Source organism: Ochrobactrum soli (assembly GCF_003664555.1).
GTDB classification, from domain to species: Bacteria; Pseudomonadota; Alphaproteobacteria; order Rhizobiales; family Rhizobiaceae; genus Brucella; species Brucella teleogrylli.
Genome location: NZ_RCHH01000004.1, coordinates 122816 through 144188 on the forward strand (window position 1 = coordinate 122816; position 21373 = coordinate 144188).

Here is a 21373-nt window from a genome sequence, read left to right on the forward strand (position 1 = left end):
CGCATGGCAGGGCATGCAAAAGACCTCAGCTGAGGCGACAACGGCAGCGGCTGCACCAACTCCAGCAAGAGCGACAGCTGTCGAAGCTGCAACCGTGGAAACACGGGATCTGGACAGCATCATCTCGGCAGTCGGCAGCCTTCGCGCCAAAGAATCCGTTACGCTGGCATCGGAAATCGGCGGGCGCGTGGACAAGATTCTGTTCGAAGAAGGCCAGCGTGTTCAAGCGGGCAGCGTCCTCTTCCAGCTAGATACCTCGATCCTGAGCGCTTCCGTACAGTCAGCCCGGGCGGCAAATGTGCTTGCCAAATCCACCTTTGACAGGACGGAAGCCCTATCGAAGCGCGGTATCAGCGCGACGCAGGCTCTGGAGGAAGCGCAGGCAAATCTGCGCAACACCGAAGCTGCTCTGGCACTGGCCGAAGCGCAGCTAGCGCAGACTTCGATCAAGGCGCCCTTCGATGGCGTGGTCGGTCTGCGCTCCGTCAGCGTTGGCGCTTATGTTACGGCTGGATCCACCAATCTGGCCAAGCTGGATCAGATCGATCCGCTGGTGGCTGAGTTCACCCTACCGGAAGTGGCGCTGGCGGATATTACGCCCCAGCAGCAGGTTTCGGTGGTTGCGGACGCGCTGCCAGACCAGCGGTTTCAAGGTCAGGTCTATGCCATCGAACCGTCCATCGACGAAACCGGTCGTTCCATTCGTATGCGTGCGCTTATCGCCAATCCTGATCTGAAGTTGCGACCGGGCCTTTTCGTGCGCGTCAATGTCACGACTGGCACCAAGGCAGATGCCATGCTGGTGCCGGAAAGCGCCATTGTGCCAAGCGGCGAAACACAGACCGTCTATCGGATCAAGGATGACGATACGATCGAGATCGTTACGGTAACTTTGGGCCAGCGTCTGGATGGGAAAGTGGAGATTGTATCCGGGCTTGATAACACGGCGCGGGTGATCACGGCTGGGCAGCAAAAACTGCAGAATGGCAGCAAGGTCAGCGTTCAGGAAGCGCTGGCGGAGGGCTCGGTCTAATGTCCATATGGGAAATGTGTGTCCGCCGGCCAGTCTTCGCGACTGTTCTGAGCCTTGTTCTCGTGCTGCTCGGCATCGTATCCTATGAGCGGTTGAGCACCCGCGAATACCCCGATGTTGAAGAACCGACGGTTTCGGTTTCCACGACCTATTCCGGCGCCAATGCCGAAATCGTGGAAAGTCAGGTGACGCAGGTTCTGGAAACGCAGCTTTCCGGCATTGCCGGTATCGACGTGGTGTCATCGACAAGTCGCGCCGAAACCAGCGCTATCACGGTGCGCTTTACCCTGGGGACCGACCCCGAAGTCGCTGCTGCAGAAGTCCGCGACCGCGTGTCCCGCGCAAGGCGCAATCTCCCGGATGAGATTGACGAGCCTATCGTGGCTAAGGTGGAGGCGGATGCCCAGCCCATCGTCTATGTAGCTTTTACAAGCGACCGCCATTCCGGTCTTGAAATCACCGATCTTCTCAACCGCTCGATTGTTGATCGCATCCAAAATTTGCCCGGCGTCTCGGAAGCCCGTGTTTTGGGCGCGCGCGAATATGCGATGCGCGTCTGGATCGATGCTCGCAAGCTGGCGGGTTATGGCTTGACGGTTCAGGATGTCGAAACGGCTCTTGAAAACCAGAATGTCGAAGTGCCCGCCGGGCGTATTGAAAGCAAGGACCGGGAGTTCACGCTTCTCGCCAATACGGCGCTGACGACGCCTGAAGAATTCGCGGATATCATCATCAATGTCGTGAATGGTTATCCGGTGCGTCTGCGTGATGTCGGAAGGACCGAATTGGGCGCCGCCGACGAACGGCGCGCCACCACCAAACAGGGGCAAACGGCGATATCCATCGGCGTTGTCAAGCAGGCGACAGCGAACCCGCTTGATGTCGCGAATAGCCTGCGCGCTGTTCTCCCCGGCATCCAGGAGAGTCTGCCGGATGGGATGCAAGCCGAAATTACCTATGATACGTCGATCTTTATCGACCGTTCCATTGCAGCAGTGTTCACTACGATTGGGGAGGCGATAGTCCTCGTCATCATGGTGATCTTCTTCTTCCTGCGTTCAGTGCGCGCGAGCCTTATTCCCATCGTGACAATACCGGTTTCGCTCATAACGACGCTGGCAATCATGTTTGCCTTCGGCTTCAGTATCAACACACTGACCTTGCTCGCCATGGTACTGGCTATTGGTCTGGTGGTGGATGACGCTATCGTCGTTCTGGAAAACGTGCACAGGCGTATCGAAGAAGGGGAAACCCCGGTACAGGCAGCCATTGCCGGTACGGGAGAAATCGCCTTCGCGGTCATCGCGATGACGCTTACACTGGCTGCTGTCTATGTGCCGATTGCGTTCACGGAGGGCCGGACCGGGCAATTGTTCATCGAGTTTGCCCTGACACTCGCGGGTGCAGTGCTGGTCTCCGGTTTCGTGGCTCTGACGCTGACACCCATGATGTGCGGCAAGCTGTTGCGTCACAATGAAAATCAGGGTCGGATTTCACGCGCCTTGGAGGGGTTTCTCGACCGTCTCAACGAGTATTATCGGCGCGCGCTCGGCCTTGCCATGCGACACAAGCTAATTGTGCTCACGAGCGCTGCGGCAACGGCTGCCTTGGCGGGTTTCCTTTATGTCAATCTGCCAAGCGAACTTGCTCCGGTGGAGGATAGAGGTGTCATCCGCATGGCGGGCACTGCTCCGGAAGGTTCAACGCTTCAGTTTACGCAGCGTTATGGTCAGGTCAGCGAGGAGATCCTTTCCAACATACCCGAGATCAGTACCTATTTTGCCATTTACGGTTTTCCGCAGGTGACCAATTTCAGCGCCTTTGGGCTGCTGAAGGACTGGGACGAGCGTGATCGCAGTCAGCAGGAAATCATTCAGTCCATCGGTCCGCAAATGACGGCGATCCCGGGCGTTCGTGGCTTTGCCTTTAATATGCCATCGCTTTCGACCGCACGTGGCAGCGGGGCAGGCGCCAATAATCCGGTCCAGTTTGTGATCCAGTCTTCCTCAAGCTACGAGGATCTCAATACGCTTGCGAACGCATTTGTCGATAGGATCAAGGAGAATCCAGGACTGGTGAACGTTGAATCGAACCTCGATCTCAACAAGCCTCGTATGGAAATCAACATGAACCGCGAGAAAATCCGCGAGGCGGGTCTACAGGTTTCCGATGTCGGGCGTACGCTGGAAACGATGTTCGGCAGCCGTCAGGTAACACGCATCGACCGGGATGGCGAGCAATCGGATGTTCTTGTCCAGCTTGACGCCAGCGACCGTGCTACACCGGATTCCATCAATATCGTCAATGTGCGTGGCTCGTCCGGCCAGCTTATTCCGTTGTCCAATCTCGTGACCGTCAAGGAAAGCGTCGAACCAGCTAATCTCTATCGTTTCAACCGGCTGCGCTCGGCAACGATCAGTGCGGGTCTGGCTCCCGATTATTCACTGGGCGAGGCGCTGACTTATCTGCAAAATACCGCGAATGAGACCTTTCCAACCTATGCGCAGTACGATCTGGAAGGGGAGTCTCGTGAATTCACCAGCTCCAATTCAAGCATTCTGTTCGTGTTCGGCCTGGCTATCCTGTTTATCTATCTGGTTCTGGCAGCGCAGTTTGAAAGCTTTGTCAGCCCATTCATCATTCTGCTCACGGTTCCGCTGTCGATTGCGGGCGCTTTGCTGGCGCTGTGGCTCGCAGGCGCGAGTATGAACGTCTATAGTCAGATTGGTCTGGTCACACTCGTCGGACTGATTACCAAACATGGTATTCTGATTGTCGAGTTCGCAAATCATATGCGTGACCAGGGACGCAACGCTGCCGAAGCGGTGGTGGAAGCGGCGGTGATGCGTCTGCGCCCGATCCTCATGACCACAGGGGCAATGGTGCTTGGCGCTATCCCGCTTGCCATCGCGACCGGGGCCGGTGCGCAAAGCCGTCAGGCCATCGGCTGGGTGATTGTTGGTGGTATGTCCTTCGGCACCTTGTTGACCCTCTTCGTGGTGCCTGTGGTCTACACTCTTGTGATGGGCAGGGCCAAATATTCGCAGGAGATACCGAGCAGAGCGTAAACGATGGTGGGCGGATATTTGAGCGCGCCGGGATTTAGTGTCGAATTTGTCCCGTTCGATGGCTTTGTGCAGCGCGCGTCGGCTCGCGCCGATGCGGCGCTCGCTCTCGCCCCTAATGAGCGGTGGTGCCAGAAATTGGCTGTCAGGCGAGTTGCTCTGTAAGGTATTTTGAAACGAAATCCACAAACGCCCGTACTCGCGCCAGTGGATAGCGGCTTGCAGGCCAAAGAAGATAAAATATCCCGGTATTGTTGGTCGCGCCCGGTAGAACATCGACAAATGAGCCATCTCGTATTCTGCTTTTAGCGGAAAAGCTTGGCAGCATGGCGATGCCGTTTCCGTCCAAAACCAATTGTATAATGGAATCGACGGTGGTTACAGTGAATGTTTCCGGCGCCCTCGAGTTCTCGTCGTCCTGACCGGCCAGTTCCCAGGGAGCAATCTTACCGGTTTCCGAATAACGGTGCCTGAGGCAGCGATGGTTTTGGAGATCTGCAACGGACTTAGGCGCGCCGCATCGTGCGATATAATCCGGTGAGGCGACGAGGCACCACGAAAACTCCCCGACCTTCCGGTAAAGCAGGCGACTATCCTTCGGTTTTCCGGTGCGGATCACCACATCGAACCCTTCGTCAATGACATCGGCAAAGCGGTCGCTGATATCCAACTCGAGATCAACTTCCGGATAGGCCTTCATAAAAGCGCTGACGGCTGACACCAGCAGCGTGGATGAAATGGGCAAGCCGATTTTCAGGCGTCCGCGGATGCCCTGAGATGACTGGGATAACTCTGCCTGCGCCACTTCCAGTTCGCCTAGAACGCGGCGGCACCGTTCAAGAAACAGTTTTCCTTCGGTGGTAAGTGCGATTGAGCGCGTCGAGCGATGAAACAGTCGCACACCGAGTTGCTCTTCAAGCTTTTGCACCGATTTACCAACAGCAGAAGCCGACAGGCCTACAATTTGGCCCGCCTCACGAAAACTTCTCTTTTCGGCAGCATGTACGAATGTCTGGAGTGCGCCGATATTATCCAATTTCAATTTCATTCCGGAAAATCCTTCCACAATGATCCGAATTCAAGCGCTATTAAGCTATCTCGTCAACGCCGATACAAAGGCTGTCAGAAAATTGATGAATGCCAGTTCAGGAGAACCAGAACATGAGCAGCCTTTTCAAGCCGTTTAACCTTTCGGGTCTTGCACTACCCAATCGCATTGTCATGGCGCCGATGACTCGCTCGCGGAGTTTTAGTGGCGCGGCTGACGAGCTGGTTGCGCTCTATTACAGCCAGCGCGCGACAGCGGGGCTGATCGTCACCGAAGGTACGCCGATTTCGCGTGAAGGGCAGGGATATCTTTTCAATCCTGGAATTTTCAGCGAAGAACAAATCAAGGGCTGGCGTCTGGTTACCCAGTCTGTTCACAGCGCAGGCGGTCGTATTTTTGCCCAGCTCTGGCATGTTGGCCGCATTTCCAACCGGTCCATTCAGGAAGACGGCAAGGCACCCGTCAGTTCAACAGGCCGAGTGGCGTCAGGCGCGATGTCTTTTGTTCGTAATGCGAATGGTGAGCCCGATTTCGTGCCGGTCTCGGAGCCGCGCGCTCTGACGACTGAAGAAGTGAAACGGGTGATCGGCGACTTTGTGCAGGCAGCACGCAATGCAGTCGATGCGGGCTTCGACGGCGTGGAACTGCATGGTGCCAATGGCTATCTGCTGGAACAGTTCATTAACCCTCTGGTCAATGACCGCGACGATATCTATTCCGCCAAAACCATCGAAGGGCGCCTGCGCTTTGTGCTCGAAACCGTCGATGCGGTATCGGAAGCCATTGGCGCCAGCCGCGTCGCCATTCGCCTGTCGCCATATGGCACCATTCACGACAATCCACTGTTCCCGGACCTCGAAGAGACTTATGTCGCACTGGCAGCGGAACTGGGCAAGCGCGGCGTGGCCTATGTTCATGTCATGGATCAATCTGGGCAGGTCAAGCTGCCTTATGGCGAACGCCCTGTCAGTGATGCCATTCACGGCTTGATGGAACAATGGCGTCCGTTGTTGCCGAATACGGCGCTCATCCTGGCTGGCGGTCTGGATCAGGCGCGTGCTCAGCGTCTGCTTGATGCCGGATTGATTGACCTTGCGGCGTTCGGCCAGCCATTCATCGCCAATCCTGATCTGGTCGAGCGGCTGCGCAACAACTGGCCTCTGGCAGAGCCTGATCGCGCAACATATTACGGTGGCGGACGCGCGGGCTATGTCGATTATCCGCCCTATGCTGGACGTTCGCTGGTCGCCTGATCGTCAGGTTCCCTCCCTTTGGCTTCGGCGTCGCACTCATGAAGCAACTGTAGGCGCACCGGGTCATCCTGCCCGAGATCATTCGTGTCGGGCTTTTTCAAGAAAGGACGAAACCGTGTTTTCAAAAATCCTGTCTGCTGGTGCTTTGCTGAGCGCCACGATGCTATTTTCATCGCCAGTTCTGGCGCAAGAAAACGTATTGCCTTCCATCAACACGCCGCCGGAAGTTTCCAAGGCGAACCTGGCCAAAGTCAAAGCCGAAAAGCGCGGTCAATATGCCGTTCCTGAGGGGTTCGAAAGCGGCATGGTGGAAACCGACGGTATCCGCCTCCACTATGTGCGCGGCGGCGAAGGCAAGGGCGATCCAATCATCTTCGTGCACGGCTTCGGCTCTACCTGGAAAATGTGGCAACCGGCTCTGGAGAAATTCTCTGCCAACCATCAGGTTATCGCGATCGACCTGCCGGGTTTAGGTCAGTCGGAGCCATCGGCCAAGCGATATGACGCAGAGCAGATGAGCGCCTATCTTCTGGGCGCGATCAAAAGCCTGACCGACAATCAACCTTTCACCTATGTCTGCCACGACCTGTGTAACTCGGCATCCTATCCGATGGTCGCTAACAATCAGGATATCATCAAGAAGGTCGTGTTCATGGATTCGCCGATCCCCGACAAGGCGATGTGGACCTATCCAGGTTTGACGCCAAATGGTCCGGGCCTCGGCTGGCATTTCGGCTATTTCTCGTTCGGCGATATTGCCGAGAAAATGGTCTCCACAGATCCGGTGCTGTTCATGAGCTACTTCATCAAGGAATATGCGGGCAAGAGGGACGTCTTCACACCGGAACTACTGGATGAGCTGATCGAACCCTATTCGACCCGCGCCAATCTGCGCGCCGCCTTTGGCTATTATCAGTCACATTCGGACAGCGCCCGCCAGAACGAAGCGCTGCTTGCCGCCGGCAAACAACTGACCATCCCGGTCTATTCGATCAGCGGTGCCAAGGGCGTAAACGACGTTCTGCCGAAGCAACTGGCAGCCCGCTTCGTAAAGGACCCCAGCAAGCTTGGTTCGACCATTCTCCCAGACACCGGCCATTGGCTGCTTGAAGAATCGGCAACTGAAGTCAACGCGCTGCTTGCCGACTTTATCGACCAGTAAGCCAAGGTAATCCTCACCAACGGTTTCGTGATTGCGGCAGCCCATGCAGCGGTCACGAAACCATGTTGGTATTGCAAATGGCGAATATCGTGACTTTGGCTGTTGAAACGAGCAATTGGAGACCCAAATGACTGTATCACCCACAATCCCGATGATGATGGCAATCGCATTGGGAATTGCAACACCTGCCATGGCGGACCCTTTGCTTGGTGATTTCGATTATGGTTGGCCGGTCCAGCACCAAACCATTCTCAGTCAGAACGAGGCCATGACGATGGCCTATATCGACGCCCGCCCGGAAAATGCCAACGGCCAGACGGCCGTTCTTCTGCATGGCAAGAACTTCTGCGGCGGCACATGGGAAACAACCATCAAAGCCCTGACCGGTGAGGGGTACCGAGTGATTGTCCCCGATCAGATTGGGTTCTGCAAATCAACGAAGCCAGCGCGTTATCAATATGGTCTGCACGCGCTTGCTGACAACACGCACCAGCTTCTGACTGCACTTAACATCGAAAAGCCAGTTCTGGTCGGGCATTCGATGGGCGGTATGCTGGCCATACGCTACGCGCTGCAATATCCGGATGAACTCCAGAAGCTGGTCGTGGTCAATCCGTTGGGGATGGAAGATTGGCGTGCCAAGGGCGTTCCGAATGCGACCATCGATCAACTATACGCCACTGAACTGAAGGTGACGCGGGCAAGCATCAAGGCCTATCAGCAATCGACTTATTATGCTGGCACGTGGAAACCCGAATTCGACCGGCCCGTCGATATGCTGGCGTCCATGTATGAAGGGCCGGGCGGAAATATCGTAGCCTGGCATCAGGCTTTGACTGCTGACATGGTGTTCAACCAGCCTGTTGTCCATGAATTCGACAAGCTGCGTGTGCCGACAGTGCTGATGATCGGCCTGAAAGACAATACGGCCATGGGCAAGAACCGCGCGGATGCGAAGCTTGCAGCGACGCTTGGCAATTATCCGGTATTGGCAGAGGAGGCTCAGGCGCGCATACCCAATTCGCAACTGATCACCTATCCTGATTATGGGCATACCCCACAGATGCAGGATCCAGAACGCTTCAATGCTGATCTAATAAAGGCGATTGGCTCGCCACGATAGACCGCCGGAGCCTAGGCGGTTCCGTGGTCACCTATCATACGCTGGCCATGATTTTTTACTTGCCGTGGTCTCGGCCGTTATAAGACGCGTATGAAAGCTAATCCGGTTGCGAGGTCTGTTGCGGAAGACGTTCGTGCGCCACCGCGTATTTGCGGTGGCATTCAGAGCCGCAGAGCCCGAAACATCATGAACGCATCAGTATAGATGAGGTTGGCCGCGGGCCATTTCCGTTGTTCATCTTCTCACATATAGAGGGATTCCATTCCACGGACGCCCGTGACTTTGGAATAGCTGCCTTTGATACTTTACTAAATCCATAGACAATAGGCTCTCCAAGGAGTGATTGTATGAAGGTTTTAGGCATCTATGGCAGCGTCAAGCGACCGTCGCGGACGGCACGACTGGTTGACGATATTCTCGCGGGCATCGCCCGCGGCGCGAGTGTCGAGATAGACAGAATTGATCTGGTCGACGCCGCGCCGGTTCTGTTCCGTGCATTGCGCGCCGATCAGCTGGATGCTGCTGGCCGTGCTATCATCGACGCTGTCGAGGCTGCGGATGTGCTTGTGGTCGGCTCGCCCGTCTATCGCGCATCCTATACCGGTGCGCTGAAGCATCTCTTTGATCTTGTTGATTTTCGTGCCTTGCAGGGACGGCGCGTTGTTCTTGCCGCGACGGGCGGCTCACCGCTGCACGGGCTGATGTTGGAACATCAGTTTCGCCCGTTGTTTGGGTTTTTCGGTGCCGTCACCATTCCAACAACGGTCTATGCCGTCGAAGCGGATTTCACTGAATATACTCTTTCCAATCCAGCCGTTGAAGCGCGCATTGAGCGGGCTGTTTCGGAACTATTCGATCTTTCACCTGCCATACCCCGCACCGTTGCGTCGTCGGAAACGGGCGACCGGACGCTTCGCGTCGTGCCGGGCGAAGCCATTGCGAATTGATGATCACCTAAGGAGTTAAACCATGACAGAACGCAGCAGAAATCCCGTGAAATTTGCCTATTGGGTGCCGAATGTCTCTGGCGGCCTTGTCATTTCGAATATTGAACAGCGCACCAGCTGGACGATTGATTATAACCGCAAGCTGGCGCAGATCGCCGAAGCAAATGGCTTCGAATATGCGTTGAGCCAGATTCGCTTCACGGCGGGCTATGGTGCGGAATTCCAGCATGAATCCGTATCATTCAGCCACGCACTTCTTGAATCCACCAAAACGCTGAAGGTGATTGCAGCCATTCTGCCCGGACCATGGAATCCGGCGCTTGCTGCCAAGCAGATCGCGACGATCAACCACCTCACCAATGGTCGCGTTGCGGTGAATGTCGTCAGCGGTTGGTTCCGTGGCGAGTTCCACGCCATTGGCGAGCCATGGTATGACCACGATGAGCGTTACCGCCGCTCGGAGGAATTCATTCGAGCGCTGCGCGGCATCTGGACCGAAGACAGCTATTCATTCCATGGTGATTTCTATCGCTTCAACAACTATTCGCTGAAGCCAAAGCCCATTGATCCACAACCTGAGATCTTTCAGGGCGGCTCGTCGCGTGCTGCGCGCGATATGGCATCACGGGTTTCCGACTGGTATTTTACCAATGGCAATACGCCGGAGGAAATCGCCAAGCAGGTCGATGACATTCAAACCAAGGCGGCGGAAAACAACCATTCGGTTCGCGTCGGCGTCAATGCCTTTGCCATCGTTCGTGACACGGAGGAAGAGGCAAAGGCCGTTCTCGCCGAGATCATTGAAAAGGCCAATCCCGAAGCGGTCAATGCTTTCGGTCACGAGGTCAAGAATGCTGGCAAGTCCTCGCCCGAAGGCGAAGGCAATTGGGCAAAGTCCAGCTTTGATGATCTTGTCCAGTATAATGACGGTTTCCGCTCCAACCTGATCGGCACGCCGCAGCAGGTGGCTGAACGCGTGGTCAAGCTGAAACGCGCCGGTGCCGATCTTATCCTGCTCGGTTTCCTGCATTTCCAGGAAGAAGTCGAATATTTCGGCAAGCACGTCATTCCGCTGGTGCGCGCGCTGGAAGAAGCGGAAGACAACGCGGCCCTCGCCGCCGAATAGACCAAACCGAATGATGGAGGCGACGGTTATCGCCGTCGCTCCAGCTTAACGCGGACGCAATCGTGTTCGCGAACGGACGGTTACGTCCGTTTATCCGCCAGAATGCCCTGATTGAATTCGAGTAAAACACGGAACGAACAATGTCGGCATTGCATTTCCTGATTGCAGATACTGATGCGGAAGCGAGCGCAGAAACGCGGGCGGCGGCTGAAGCTGCCCCCGCATCGCTGCGACGCGATCTTGCACTGGAGCTGCGCGGCATCGGCCTGTCGTTCGGGGGCGTTGTTGCCTTGCAAGATGTTGACCTCAAGGTCCGACAGGGAGAAATTCGTGCGATCATCGGACCGAACGGTGCTGGAAAAAGTTCGCTCATCAATGTCATTTCAGGCGTCTACCGGCCCAGTCGTGGGCAGATCGCCATTGGTGGTAAGAGCTATGATCCGGTGCCGATCCAGAAGCTGGCGCATCTTGGCGTTGCGCGTACCTTTCAAAACCTCGCTTTGTTCAAGGGCCTGAGTGTTCTCGACAATGTCGCGTCGGGACGCGCCTTTGCCAATCGTTCGAATTTTCTGAGCCAGATCGTGGGGTTGCCACAGGCTCGCCGCGCGCAGGCGGATGCCTGCGAACGGGCAAGTCGCGTCATCGATTTTCTGCATCTGTCGTCCTATGCCGACCGGCTGGCAGGCACTTTGCCCTATGGTCTGCAAAAGCGGGTTGAACTTGCCCGTGCTTTGACCGCCGCGCCGCGTATCCTGCTTCTTGATGAGCCGATGGCCGGTATGACCGCCACCGAAAAGAACGAGCTTGCCGATTATATCCGCCTGGCGAGGGACGAATATGACATTACCGTCGTGCTGATCGAGCATGACATCGGCGTTGTGATGGGCCTCTCAGACCGCATTGCAGTACTCGATTACGGGCGCAAGATTGCCGATGGCACGCCGCAGGAGATCGCATCCGATCAGCATGTCATTGATGCATATCTTGGTGTGGCGCCGGAAAATGAAGATGGGGAGGGTATTTGATGGCTGATTTTGATTGGATGTTCTTCACGGAAGTGCTGATTGGCGGGCTGTTGTCCGGAGTCATGTATTCCCTTGTCGCCATCGGGTTTGTGCTGATTTATAAAACGTCCGGTGTGCTGAATTTCTCGCAAGGGGCGCTGCTGCTTTTCGCGGCGCTGACTTTCGTCAGCCTCACGGAGCGGGGCGTGCCGTTCTGGGCAGCCTTTGTCGTTATGTTTGCCGCCATGGTGATCATCGGTATCGCCATTGAACGCAGCGTACTGCGGCCTCTTACCAACAAGCCGCCGATCACGCTCTTTATGGCGACACTCGGCCTGTCCTACATCATTGAGGGCGCAGCCCAGCTCCTATGGGGCACGCAGGTTCACGCTCTTGACCTCGGGATCGAAGATGTGCCCTTCGATGTTGGAGGCATTTTCATCAGCCAGTTTGATATTTTTGCCGCCGTGGTCGCGGCTGGCATGGTGGCGCTACTATCAGCATTCTTTCGCTATACGCGGATCGGCCTCGGCTTCCGTGCTGTTGCTGACGACCAGTTCGCAGCCTTGGCCATTGGGCTCAAACTGCCATGGATATGGGCCAGCGTATGGGCCGCTGCCGGTCTGGTCGCGCTGGTCGCAGGCCTGCTATGGGGTGCGCGCCTTGGCGTGCAATTCTCGCTGTCGCTGGTCGTGCTGAAGGCTTTACCGGTTCTGGTACTCGGTGGCTTCGATTCCATTCTTGGTGCGATTGTCGGCGGATTACTGGTGGGCGCATCGGAGAAGTTAGCGGAGGTTTATATCGGAGAATATCTCGGTGGAGGCATTGAGAGCTGGTTTGCCTATGTGGTGGCACTCGCTTTCCTGCTCATTCGCCCGTCAGGCCTGTTCGGCCAGAAGCTTGTGGAAAGGGTCTGACCATGTCCGTCATAGCAGCCAGTTCCTCCAGTCCTGTTGCACCGCCGCGTTACGCCGCTCCGCTTGCGGTGCTGGTGGTTGCCTATCTCATTATACCGTTTATCGGCACGAGCTATCTCTTTGAGGCCATTCTTCTGCCGTTTTTGGCCTTGAGCCTTGCAGGCGTCGGGCTCAATCTTCTCACGGGCTATGCCGGGCAGGTGTCGCTGGGGTCGGCGGCCTTCATGGCTGTGGGGGCCTTCGCCGCCTATAATTTCAATCTGCGCGTCGATGGTTTGCCGTTGCTGGCTTCCATCGTGCTGGCGGGGCTTTCGGCAGCGGCGATTGGCGTTGTCTTCGGCCTGCCGAGCCTGCGTCTGCGCGGCTTTTACCTTGCGGTTTCGACGCTCGCCGCGCAGTTCTTCGTGCAATGGGCGCTGACCAAGTTCGGATGGTTTTCCAACAATTCCGCCTCCGGCGTCATCGATGCTCCGGCGTTGTCCATCGGCGGTATTGCCTTTGAGGGAGCAGTCGGACGCTATCTATTCGCACTGACAATTGTGGTGGCGGTCACGTTCCTCGCCTATCGCCTGGTGTCGTCGCAGACCGGACGGAATTTCATTGCCGTGCGCGACAATGAAACGGCAGCGCGGATCATCGGTGTGCCGGTGTTGCGGACCAAGCTGCTTGCCTTTGCGGTTTCCTCTTTCATCATCGGGGTGGCGGGTGTGCTATGGGCCTTTGCCTATCTGCGCACGGTGGAACCGGCGGGTTTCAATCTCGACCGCTCGTTCCAGATATTGTTCATCATCATCATTGGTGGCCTCGCATCGATACGGGGCGCCTTTTTTGGCGCAGCACTGATCGTCGTTTTCCCGCTGATCTTGTCGAGGGTTGGGGGACTGTTGCTCGGCGACGTGTTCGATTCCGGCGTGCTGGATATGACGCAGCGCATTGTCGTCGGCGTCTTCATCATCCTGTTTCTGGTCCTTGAGCCCGACGGGCTTGTGTCGCTCTGGGACCGACTGAAAGCGAACTTTACGGCAGTTATCCGACGGTCGTGATATCCGGAAGCGCCTCAGAAGGCTTCCAACAAAGTCCATAAATCCTGAACGAAACCGGGTGGTGATTATTCCATCCGATAGATGGAGTGCGTCCAGAAATGACCCTATATACGAAAATCAAAACCGCGGCTCTCGCTGCTGGTATAGGCCTTGCTACTTTTGCGCTTCCGGCGCAGGCAGACGAGCAGTATTTCCCGCTTCAGAGCTATCGCGTCGGCCCTTACGCTGCAGGAGGCACCGGATTCTTTGGTGGTTTCATCGATTACCTCAATCTGATCAACACCCGCGATGGTGGAGTTAATGGGGTCAAGTTGACGTGGTCGGAAGCCGAAACGCAATATGAGGTTGAACGTGGTGTGGAAGCCTATGAGCGTCTGAAAAGCAATCCCGGCATTGCCGCGTGGAACCCGCTTTCTGTGGGCATCGCCTATGCGATGATCGACCGTATCACGCAGGACAAGGTGCCATTGATCACCATTAATCACGGGCGCACGGATTCCACCGATGGACGTGTGTTCCCTTATGTCTTTTCACTATTGCTCAATCCCTATTCTGAAACGTCCGGTATCGTGAACTACATCGCCTCCAAGGAAGGTGGTCTTGATAGTCTCAAAGGTAAAAAGATTGTGGTACTCTACCACGGCTCGCCTTATGGCAAGGAAACCATCCCGATTTATGAACTGCTTGCGGAGAAATATGGTTTCGAGTTGCAGCAGATCGAGGTTCCTCATCCGGGTAACGAGCAGCAATCACAATGGCTTACGATCCGCCGCGCCAAGCCGGATTATGTCGTGCTGCGCGGCTGGGGTGTGATGAATCCCGTGGCTCTGAAAACAGCAGCGAAAACAGGTTTTCCGGTCGATCGCATCATCGGCAATGTGTGGTCCAACTCGGAAGAAGACGTCATTCCTGCAGGCGATGCGGCCAAGGGTTATACCGCCATCACCACACAGGCATCGGGCGCAGACTACCCAGTGGTCAAGGAAATCGTCAAGACCGTCTATGATGCGGGTAAGGGTAATCTGGAAGACAAGAACCGTATCGGTTCCGTCTACCACAATCTTGGCATTGTCAATGGCATCTTAAACGTCGAAGCTATACGCATTGCGCAGGAGAAATTCGGAAAGAGAACGTTGACCGGCGATGAAGTGCGCTGGGGTTTTGAACATCTGCGACTCGATCCAGCGCGTGTCGAAGCTTTGGGTGCTAAAGACCTGTTCCACTCTATCAATGTCACTTGGGATAACCACGAGGGCAACGGCTACGTGACCTTCCAGCAGTGGGACGGCAAGAAGTGGAAAGTCGTTTCTGATTGGATCGCGCCTGACTGGGCCTTGCTACGCCCGATCATCGAAAAGTCTTCGGAAGCCTATGCGAAAGAAAAAGGTATCAAGCTTCGCACCGCTGCCGATGCGGATGTTGCGACCAACTGAAGCCATGGGTGGAGCGGGCGGCAACGATGTCGCCCGCCCAGTGACGGCTATGCGGGGTTGGCCCGCCAGAGGAGTTTGGCATGACATTGGAAACCCACAGGCTCAAAGCAAACTCGGGAGAAAACGGGCTTCTGTCCGTTGAGGGCCTCCACGCGACCTATAATCATTCTATCACGGCGCTGCATGGGGTCGATCTTTCGATAGGTCGGGGGGAAATCCTCGCCATTCTCGGCGCCAACGGCGCGGGCAAGACGACCACATTGAAAGCCATCTCTAACCTACTTCCGGCGGAACGAGGGCAGGTTAACGCGGGGCGCATTTTCTTCGAGGGGCGGGACGTCACCCGCGAAACGCCGGCAGGTCTCGTACGGCTCGGTCTGGTGCAGGTGCTCGAAGGGCGCCATTGCTTCAAAAGCTTGAGCGTCGAGGAAAACCTTGTCACCGGCGGGATCGGGCGCAGCGGTTCCCGGTCTGAAATCGCGACGGACCTTGAGAGAGTCTATACCTATTTTCCACGGCTGCGTGATAAGCGCCGGGCGCTTTCCGGTCTCACTTCCGGCGGGGAACAGCAGATGACCGCCATCGGACGCGCCTTGATGTCACGCCCCCGATTGCTGGTGCTCGACGAGCCGTCGATGGGGCTGGCGCCGCTTGTCGTACAGGATATTTTCCGCACATTGCGCAAGCTTAATCGCGAAGACGGGCTTTCCATTCTTGTCGCGGAACAGAATTCGGCAGTGGCGCTTACCTACGCCGACAAGGCCGTCATTCTTGAAAACGGTGTCAGCGTACTCTCCGGCAGTGCCGCCGATCTCAAAGCGCGTGACGACGTGAAGGCTTTTTATCTCGGACAGAAACCGGTCTCGGGTTCTGTGGCGCTCGCCCATTGAAATTCAACGAAAACGAGGAGACATGCGATGACCATTTCCAATGTGAATACGAAGGACGTGAGCCGGGGCGTGCCCGCTGTACCACGACCGGGCAAACCCGCCTATGTCATTAAAAGCGATGCGGAGGCAATTGAGGTTGCGAAGAAACTCGCGGCAGAAATCGCTCCGGGTGCAGCCATCCGCGACCGCGACCGCATATGGCCGGTCAAGGAACTGGATTCCTTTTCGCAAAGCGGTCTGTGGTCGATTAACGTGCCGAAGAAATTTGGCGGTCCGGAAGTCTCTTACGCGACGCTCGCCAAGGTGATCGAAATCGTCTCCGCTGCCGATTCCTCCATCGGGCAGATTGCGCAAAACCATCTTGGTGTTCTCGCAGCCGTGCGTACGGTTTCTGACGAGGCGCAGCAGAAATTGCTCTTCGGCGAAGCACTGCGCGGCACCCGCTTTGGCAACGCGTTTTCCGAGTTCGGGTCCAAGCGTGCCGCCGATTTTGAAACGAAATTCGTCGATGCCGGGGATCATGTTGTGGTCAACGGCCAGAAGTTCTATTCGTCTGGTGCTTTGCTGGCGCATCTGGTGCCTATCGTCGCGCTCGATGAACAGGGCCGAGCCTGGTATGCAATTGCCGAGCGGGACGCTCCAGGTCTCACTGTCATCGACGATTGGTCATCCTTCGGCCAGCGCACAACCCTGTCGGGAACCGTCATCCTCAATGATGTGAAGGTCCCGAAAACCCATCTGGTGCCGGGTTATAAGGGTTATGAAGTGCCGACTGCCGATGGGGCCATTTTCCAGATCATTCAGGTCGCCGTGGATACGGGTATCGCCAGTGCGGCTATCGCCGAAACGATCTCTTTCGTGCGAACCAAAAGCCGTGCATGGGTGGATAGCGGTCTCGAACGCGCTTCGGACGATCCTTATACGATCCACGCTATCGGCGATCTCACGCTTCGCCTTCATGCGGCTCAGGCGCTGCTCGAAAAGGCGGGTTATGCCATCGATCGCGCCATTGAGAACCCCAACGCAGAGACCGTAGCAGAAGCGCAGATTGTGACGGCTGAGGCGAAAATATTGTCGACGGAAATCGCGATCGCTGCGACCAACAAACTGTTCGAACTTGCGGGTACGCGCTCGACGCTCGCCGAACATCAGCTCGACCGCCATTGGCGCAATGCCCGGACTCATACGCTGCATGATCCGGTGCGGTGGAAATATGCGATACTTGGCAATTATTTCCTGAACGACGAAAAGCCGCCGCTTCATGCCTGGAGTTGATAACTCACCCCGACGCATGGAACGCGGTTAGAGGCGCTCCATGCGTTTGATGTCGAAATGCGACGGCTAAAACACGCCACAAACGCCTGCTCCGTTTCTTATCGTGGTCATTGTCAATTGAGTTCTGCGACCTTCTCGCCGGACTGCCAATAACCGGACTTCCCGGCATCTAATCAAAGAATTGCGGCGAACCCTCAACGGGGCTCAGAGATATTTTCACGTAGTCCTTGCAAGTGTATCGCAACTTGTATACTAGAATATATCAGGCCGGAGGGAGTGCTGGCCGTTGTATGGGAGGAGTGATTTCAATGAAAAAGTTGCTATGGGCAGTGGTGGCCGCCACAGCTATGAATATGGTGCCTCTGGCTGGCATGGCGCAGGCGCAGGAAGTTCCAGCACCCGGTAAGAGTGCGCGTATCGACGCCATCAAGAAGTCGGGTGAATTGCGTGCCGGTGTTCTGGCCAATCCGCCATGGCTTGTGGAAGATACCACCGGTTCCGGCCAGCCATGGCGCGGACCGGCCTGGACGCTTGCGCAGACCTATGCCGAAAAGCTTGGCGTCAAACTGGTTCCGGTGCTCGTTTCCCACGAAACCAAAGTGCCCGTTCTGGCCGCCAATCAGGTGGATATGACGATTTCGCCACTCTCCATGACCAAGCAGCGGCAGGAAGTTGTTGATTTCGTCACCTATTCGCGCACGGCTTTGTGCGTGTTCGGAAAGGCGTCCAACCCCAAGGTTTCGGGTGCCAAGTCGGTTGACGATTTCGACAAGCCGGAAGTGACCATTGCCTATTTCACGGGTGGCGGCGAGGAAAACTGGGTCAAGGAACGTTTCCCCAAGGCCACGCTGCGCGGTGTGACGAGCGCTGGAACGGCGGCTCCGATGGAAGAAATCATGGCGGGGCGCGCGGACGTGGCGCCGATCAATCGCATTCCCTTCGTGGCTCTCAGCCGCAATGTGAAGGGCCTTGAAGCGTTGCCGCGTGAAAATAACTGTCAGGACAGCACCGAGGCCGTCAACGAAATTGGTCTGGCTATCGACAAGAACCAGCCTGAATATCTCGCATGGCTGAAAGCCGTGGCTGAGCCAATGCTTCCAGAACTTCTCAAGGAAGAAGAAGCCGAAGTCTCCAAAATGTAAGCCATTATGGACTTTGCGCGCGCCGGATCCCGGCGCGCGCAGATCATGTTCTGTTCAGGCAGAACTTTCAGGGTCCCGGATCTCTGGATATTGACACATGGAATTCAATTTCAGCGCTATTTTTGATAGCTGGCAGTTCCTGCTCAGCGGCTTGGTGGTGACGCTTTTGCTGGCTGCCAGTGTGAGCGCGTTGAGCTTCTTCCTGGGGCTGCTGCTCACCGTCGCCCGCCTTTATGGTCCCAACTGGCTGAGCCGCATCACGATCTTCTATATCGATACCATGCGCGCCATTCCGGTTCTGGTGGTTCTTGTCTGGGTTTATTTTGCGCTGCCAATCGCAACGGGGATCAATCTGCCGCCATTCTGGTCGGCGCTGTTCTCGCTGTCGCTGCATCTCGCCGCCTATGTTGCCGAAGTGATGCGCGCTGGCATTCAGTCCGTGCGCCCCGGTCAGATTCGCGCCGGTCTGGCGCTCGGCATGTCGCAGGCGCAGGTTCTGCGCAAGATCGTGCTGCCGCAGGCTTTCGTGCGCATGCTGCCATCCTTCGGCTCGCTGCTGTCGCTCGCGGTAAAGGACACGGCTATTGCCACCGTGATCGCCGTACCAGAACTCATGCGCCGCGCCGAAGCTATCGCCGGGCAGAAATATGCGCCTGTCGAGGCCTACACCACCGTCATGATCCTCTACTTCATCATCATCTTCCCGCTCACCCGAGGCGTCGACATGCTCTATCGCCGCATTTCCTTCCTGGGGCGCTCATGAGTTTCGACTGGTCTATCATCTGGAAAAGCCTGCCCGCATTGGGGCATGGTGCTTTGATCACCATCGCGCTGACCGTGCTGACAATGCTGTTTGCCACGCCGCTGGGTATCCTGATCGCGGTCATGCGGGAATCGCGCTTCAAAATCGTCGCGCTGATTGCGACCTGTTATGTGGAACTGTTGCGCAATTTGCCGATCATACTGGTCGTCTATTGGGCGTTCTATGTGCTGCCCATGATGAGCGGTCTTGCACTTTCGCCATTTCTGACTGGGCTTCTCGCGCTGGTGGCCAACAATGCCGCCTATAATTCGGAAACGTTCCGCTCTGGCATCCGTTCAATCCGCAAGGGACAGACCGAGGCAGGGCTGGCGCTCGGAATGAGCGAATGGACGGCTTTCCGCAAGATCGTGCTGCCGCAGGCTTCGCGCCGTGTTTTACCGGTGCTGGCAACCACATGGGTCACGCTGTTCAAGGACACCTCGCTGGTGTCGGTGATTGCGGTTGGTGATCTGGCGCATACGGCGCTGCAAATCCGCTCGCAGACTTTCCGCGTAATCGAACTTCTGACCGCAATGGCCGCGATTTACTGGCTGCTGGGCTATCCGCAGGCCAAAATTGTTGACTGGATTCACCGCAAATACGGGGTTACCGAATGACATCTTCCAACACAGCACCCGTAAAGACCGGCGATGTCGTCATTGAATATCGCAATGTCTGCAAATCCTATGGCACATTTGAAGCTCTCAAGAATGTCAGCCTGAAAGTGCATCGCGGACAGGTCGTGTGTCTCATCGGCCCGTCCGGCTCCGGTAAATCCACACTGCTTCGCTGCACCAATGGTCTGGAAGCAATCAATAGCGGCGAGATCAGGATCGATGGCACCGTGCTAACGCATGACCCCAAACAGGTTCGTGCCATGCGCCAGCGCATGGGCATGGTGTTTCAGAATTTCGAGCTGTTTCCGCATAAGAATGCGCTCGGCAACATCATGATGGGGCCGACCACCGTTTTGGGCCTCTCGGAACGTCAGGCAAAGGAACGCGCTCTGGCTTTGCTTGCCAAGGTGGGGCTTTCGGACAAGGCGGAAAATTTCCCGTCCAACCTGTCCGGTGGGCAGCAGCAGCGGGTCGCCATCGCCAGAGCCCTTGCAATGGAACCGGAAGTCATGCTCTTTGACGAACCGACATCGGCGCTCGATCCCGAAACCATCGGCGAGGTGCTCAATGTCATGAAACGGCTGGCGGATGACGGAATGACCATGATTGTCGTGACCCACGAAATGACCTTCGCCCGGCGCGTTGCCGATCAGGTCGTGGTCTTTGCCGATGGGCAGATCATCGAACAGGGGCCGCCGGAGCAGATTTTCGAAAATCCGAAAACTGCGCGCACGAAGGATTTCCTGAGCCATCTCGGCTGGGACGGCTGACGCATGGCAGTGCTTCCCGGATCGACCCATAATCCCGAAAAGCCGGTGCCTGGCGCGGGCGCTCCTCCCACAGTAGGGAGCATTCTCGACGCCATTCGTAACGATATCATCACCCTGCGTCTCATGCCGGGCAAACGGGTTTCGGAAAACGAACTCGCCCGACATTTCGGTACGAGCCGCACGCCGGTGCGTGAGGCCCTGTTGCGGCTGGTCGATCAGGGGCTTGTCGAGGTCTGGCCGCAGCGCGGCACCTTCATCATGCCGATTTCACTGGCCGCAGTACAGCGCGCGCGTTTCGTGCGCAATGCGGTGGAAGTTGCGGTTTTCAAACGTGCCGCCGAAGAAGGGCTTGCTGCGTCTATATCGGATGAACTCGACGCCATTATCGCGATGCAGGAAGGCTCAAAGGACTCTCCTGAGAATTTTACCATCGCCGACGATGCCTTTCATCGCACTGTCGCCAATGGAATCCGGATGGGCGACATATGGAGCCTGTTGGAACGGGAAAAAGCCCAGTTTGATCGCTTGCGCTTTCTGAGCCTGCCCAATGTTACCCCCGTCGAATTGCTCATCGAGCAGCACAAGGCCATGCTATCAGCGGTTAAGCGTCGCGATCCGATTGCGGCGGAAGCCGCCGTGCATGTTCACCTTTCGGAAGTTTTGAAAGTCACCGAACATCTGGCCCAGCGTTATTCCGATCTCATCGTCAACGATCTTTGAACG

19 protein-coding genes are annotated in these 21373 nt (G+C 56.4%); 18 read left to right on the forward strand and 1 reads right to left on the reverse strand.

From position 1 onward, the window contains the following. Positions 1 to 13: 13 nt before the first annotated feature. Together D8666_RS10115 and D8666_RS10120 are read left to right on the forward strand one after the other, a co-directional pair. On the forward strand, positions 14 to 1033 hold the full coding sequence (locus tag D8666_RS10115) for an efflux RND transporter periplasmic adaptor subunit (protein WP_167836059.1): 1020 nt from the start codon (positions 14 to 16) through the stop codon (positions 1031 to 1033). Then, on the forward strand, positions 1033 to 4101 hold the full coding sequence (locus D8666_RS10120; RefSeq protein WP_121537621.1) for an efflux RND transporter permease subunit: 3069 nt from the start codon (positions 1033 to 1035) through the stop codon (positions 4099 to 4101). Before D8666_RS10115 ends, D8666_RS10120 begins: the two co-directional genes overlap by 1 nt. Positions 4102 to 4243: 142 nt before the next feature. On the opposite strand, the gene D8666_RS10125 is transcribed toward D8666_RS10120, so the two are convergent. Then, complete coding sequence (locus D8666_RS10125) at positions 4244 to 5146, reverse strand: LysR family transcriptional regulator (RefSeq protein WP_209445972.1); 903 nt, start codon at positions 5144 to 5146, stop codon at positions 4244 to 4246. A 113-nt stretch (positions 5147 to 5259) separates the two neighbouring features. Between D8666_RS10125 and D8666_RS10130 the strand changes: the two genes are divergently transcribed. The 16 genes from D8666_RS10130 (at position 5260) to D8666_RS10205 (ending at position 21370) form a co-directional block, all read left to right on the forward strand. After that, complete coding sequence (locus D8666_RS10130; protein ID WP_121537623.1) at positions 5260 to 6399, forward strand: alkene reductase; 1140 nt, start codon at positions 5260 to 5262, stop codon at positions 6397 to 6399. Between the two features lie 115 nt (positions 6400 to 6514). Continuing rightward, positions 6515 to 7561 (forward strand): alpha/beta fold hydrolase, encoded by a 1047-nt coding sequence (locus D8666_RS10135; protein WP_209445973.1) that lies wholly within the window; start codon positions 6515 to 6517, stop codon positions 7559 to 7561. A 127-nt stretch (positions 7562 to 7688) separates the two neighbouring features. Beyond that, complete coding sequence (locus tag D8666_RS10140; RefSeq protein WP_121537625.1) at positions 7689 to 8684, forward strand: alpha/beta fold hydrolase; 996 nt, start codon at positions 7689 to 7691, stop codon at positions 8682 to 8684. A 347-nt stretch (positions 8685 to 9031) separates the two neighbouring features. Beyond that, the gene (msuE, locus tag D8666_RS10145) at positions 9032 to 9631 is read left to right on the forward strand and encodes an FMN reductase (RefSeq protein WP_121537627.1); all 600 of its coding nucleotides are present in this window, start codon (positions 9032 to 9034) and stop codon (positions 9629 to 9631) included. A gap of 22 nt (positions 9632 to 9653) precedes the next feature. Continuing rightward, entirely contained in the window at positions 9654 to 10757 is a 1104-nt protein-coding gene (sfnG, locus tag D8666_RS10150) for a dimethylsulfone monooxygenase SfnG (protein WP_121537629.1), read from the forward strand. A gap of 140 nt (positions 10758 to 10897) precedes the next feature. Further along, positions 10898 to 11782, forward strand: a complete 885-nt coding sequence (locus D8666_RS10155; RefSeq protein WP_121537631.1) for an ABC transporter ATP-binding protein — start codon at positions 10898 to 10900, stop codon at positions 11780 to 11782. Continuing rightward, positions 11782 to 12678 (forward strand): branched-chain amino acid ABC transporter permease, encoded by an 897-nt coding sequence (locus D8666_RS10160; protein WP_121537633.1) that lies wholly within the window; start codon positions 11782 to 11784, stop codon positions 12676 to 12678. Before D8666_RS10155 ends, D8666_RS10160 begins: the two co-directional genes overlap by 1 nt. Before the next feature lie 2 nt (positions 12679 to 12680). Continuing rightward, positions 12681 to 13721 (forward strand): branched-chain amino acid ABC transporter permease, encoded by a 1041-nt coding sequence (locus tag D8666_RS10165; RefSeq protein ID WP_121537635.1) that lies wholly within the window; start codon positions 12681 to 12683, stop codon positions 13719 to 13721. A gap of 98 nt (positions 13722 to 13819) precedes the next feature. Continuing rightward, positions 13820 to 15154 carry an ABC transporter substrate-binding protein gene (locus D8666_RS10170; RefSeq protein ID WP_121537637.1) on the forward strand — a complete coding sequence of 445 codons (1335 nt, stop codon included), beginning with the start codon at positions 13820 to 13822 and terminating at the stop codon, positions 15152 to 15154. A gap of 80 nt (positions 15155 to 15234) precedes the next feature. Next, positions 15235 to 16044, forward strand: a complete 810-nt coding sequence (locus D8666_RS10175; RefSeq protein WP_121537639.1) for an ABC transporter ATP-binding protein — start codon at positions 15235 to 15237, stop codon at positions 16042 to 16044. A 27-nt stretch (positions 16045 to 16071) separates the two neighbouring features. Next, on the forward strand, positions 16072 to 17319 hold the full coding sequence (locus tag D8666_RS10180; protein ID WP_121537641.1) for an SfnB family sulfur acquisition oxidoreductase: 1248 nt from the start codon (positions 16072 to 16074) through the stop codon (positions 17317 to 17319). Between the two features lie 308 nt (positions 17320 to 17627). Continuing rightward, the gene (locus tag D8666_RS10185; RefSeq protein WP_121537643.1) at positions 17628 to 18461 is read left to right on the forward strand and encodes a substrate-binding periplasmic protein; all 834 of its coding nucleotides are present in this window, start codon (positions 17628 to 17630) and stop codon (positions 18459 to 18461) included. Positions 18462 to 18558: 97 nt separating this feature from the next. Next, positions 18559 to 19224, forward strand: coding sequence for an amino acid ABC transporter permease (locus D8666_RS10190; protein ID WP_121537645.1), 666 nt, complete (start codon positions 18559 to 18561; stop codon positions 19222 to 19224). Then, positions 19221 to 19880 carry an amino acid ABC transporter permease gene (locus tag D8666_RS10195; RefSeq protein WP_109366176.1) on the forward strand — a complete coding sequence of 220 codons (660 nt, stop codon included), beginning with the start codon at positions 19221 to 19223 and terminating at the stop codon, positions 19878 to 19880. The genes D8666_RS10190 and D8666_RS10195 overlap by 4 nt, the downstream gene beginning before the upstream one ends. Next, complete coding sequence (locus D8666_RS10200) at positions 19877 to 20650, forward strand: amino acid ABC transporter ATP-binding protein (protein WP_121537647.1); 774 nt, start codon at positions 19877 to 19879, stop codon at positions 20648 to 20650. The genes D8666_RS10195 and D8666_RS10200 overlap by 4 nt, the downstream gene beginning before the upstream one ends. A gap of 3 nt (positions 20651 to 20653) precedes the next feature. Further along, entirely contained in the window at positions 20654 to 21370 is a 717-nt protein-coding gene (locus D8666_RS10205) for a GntR family transcriptional regulator (protein WP_109366174.1), read from the forward strand. Positions 21371 to 21373 lie beyond the last annotated feature (3 nt).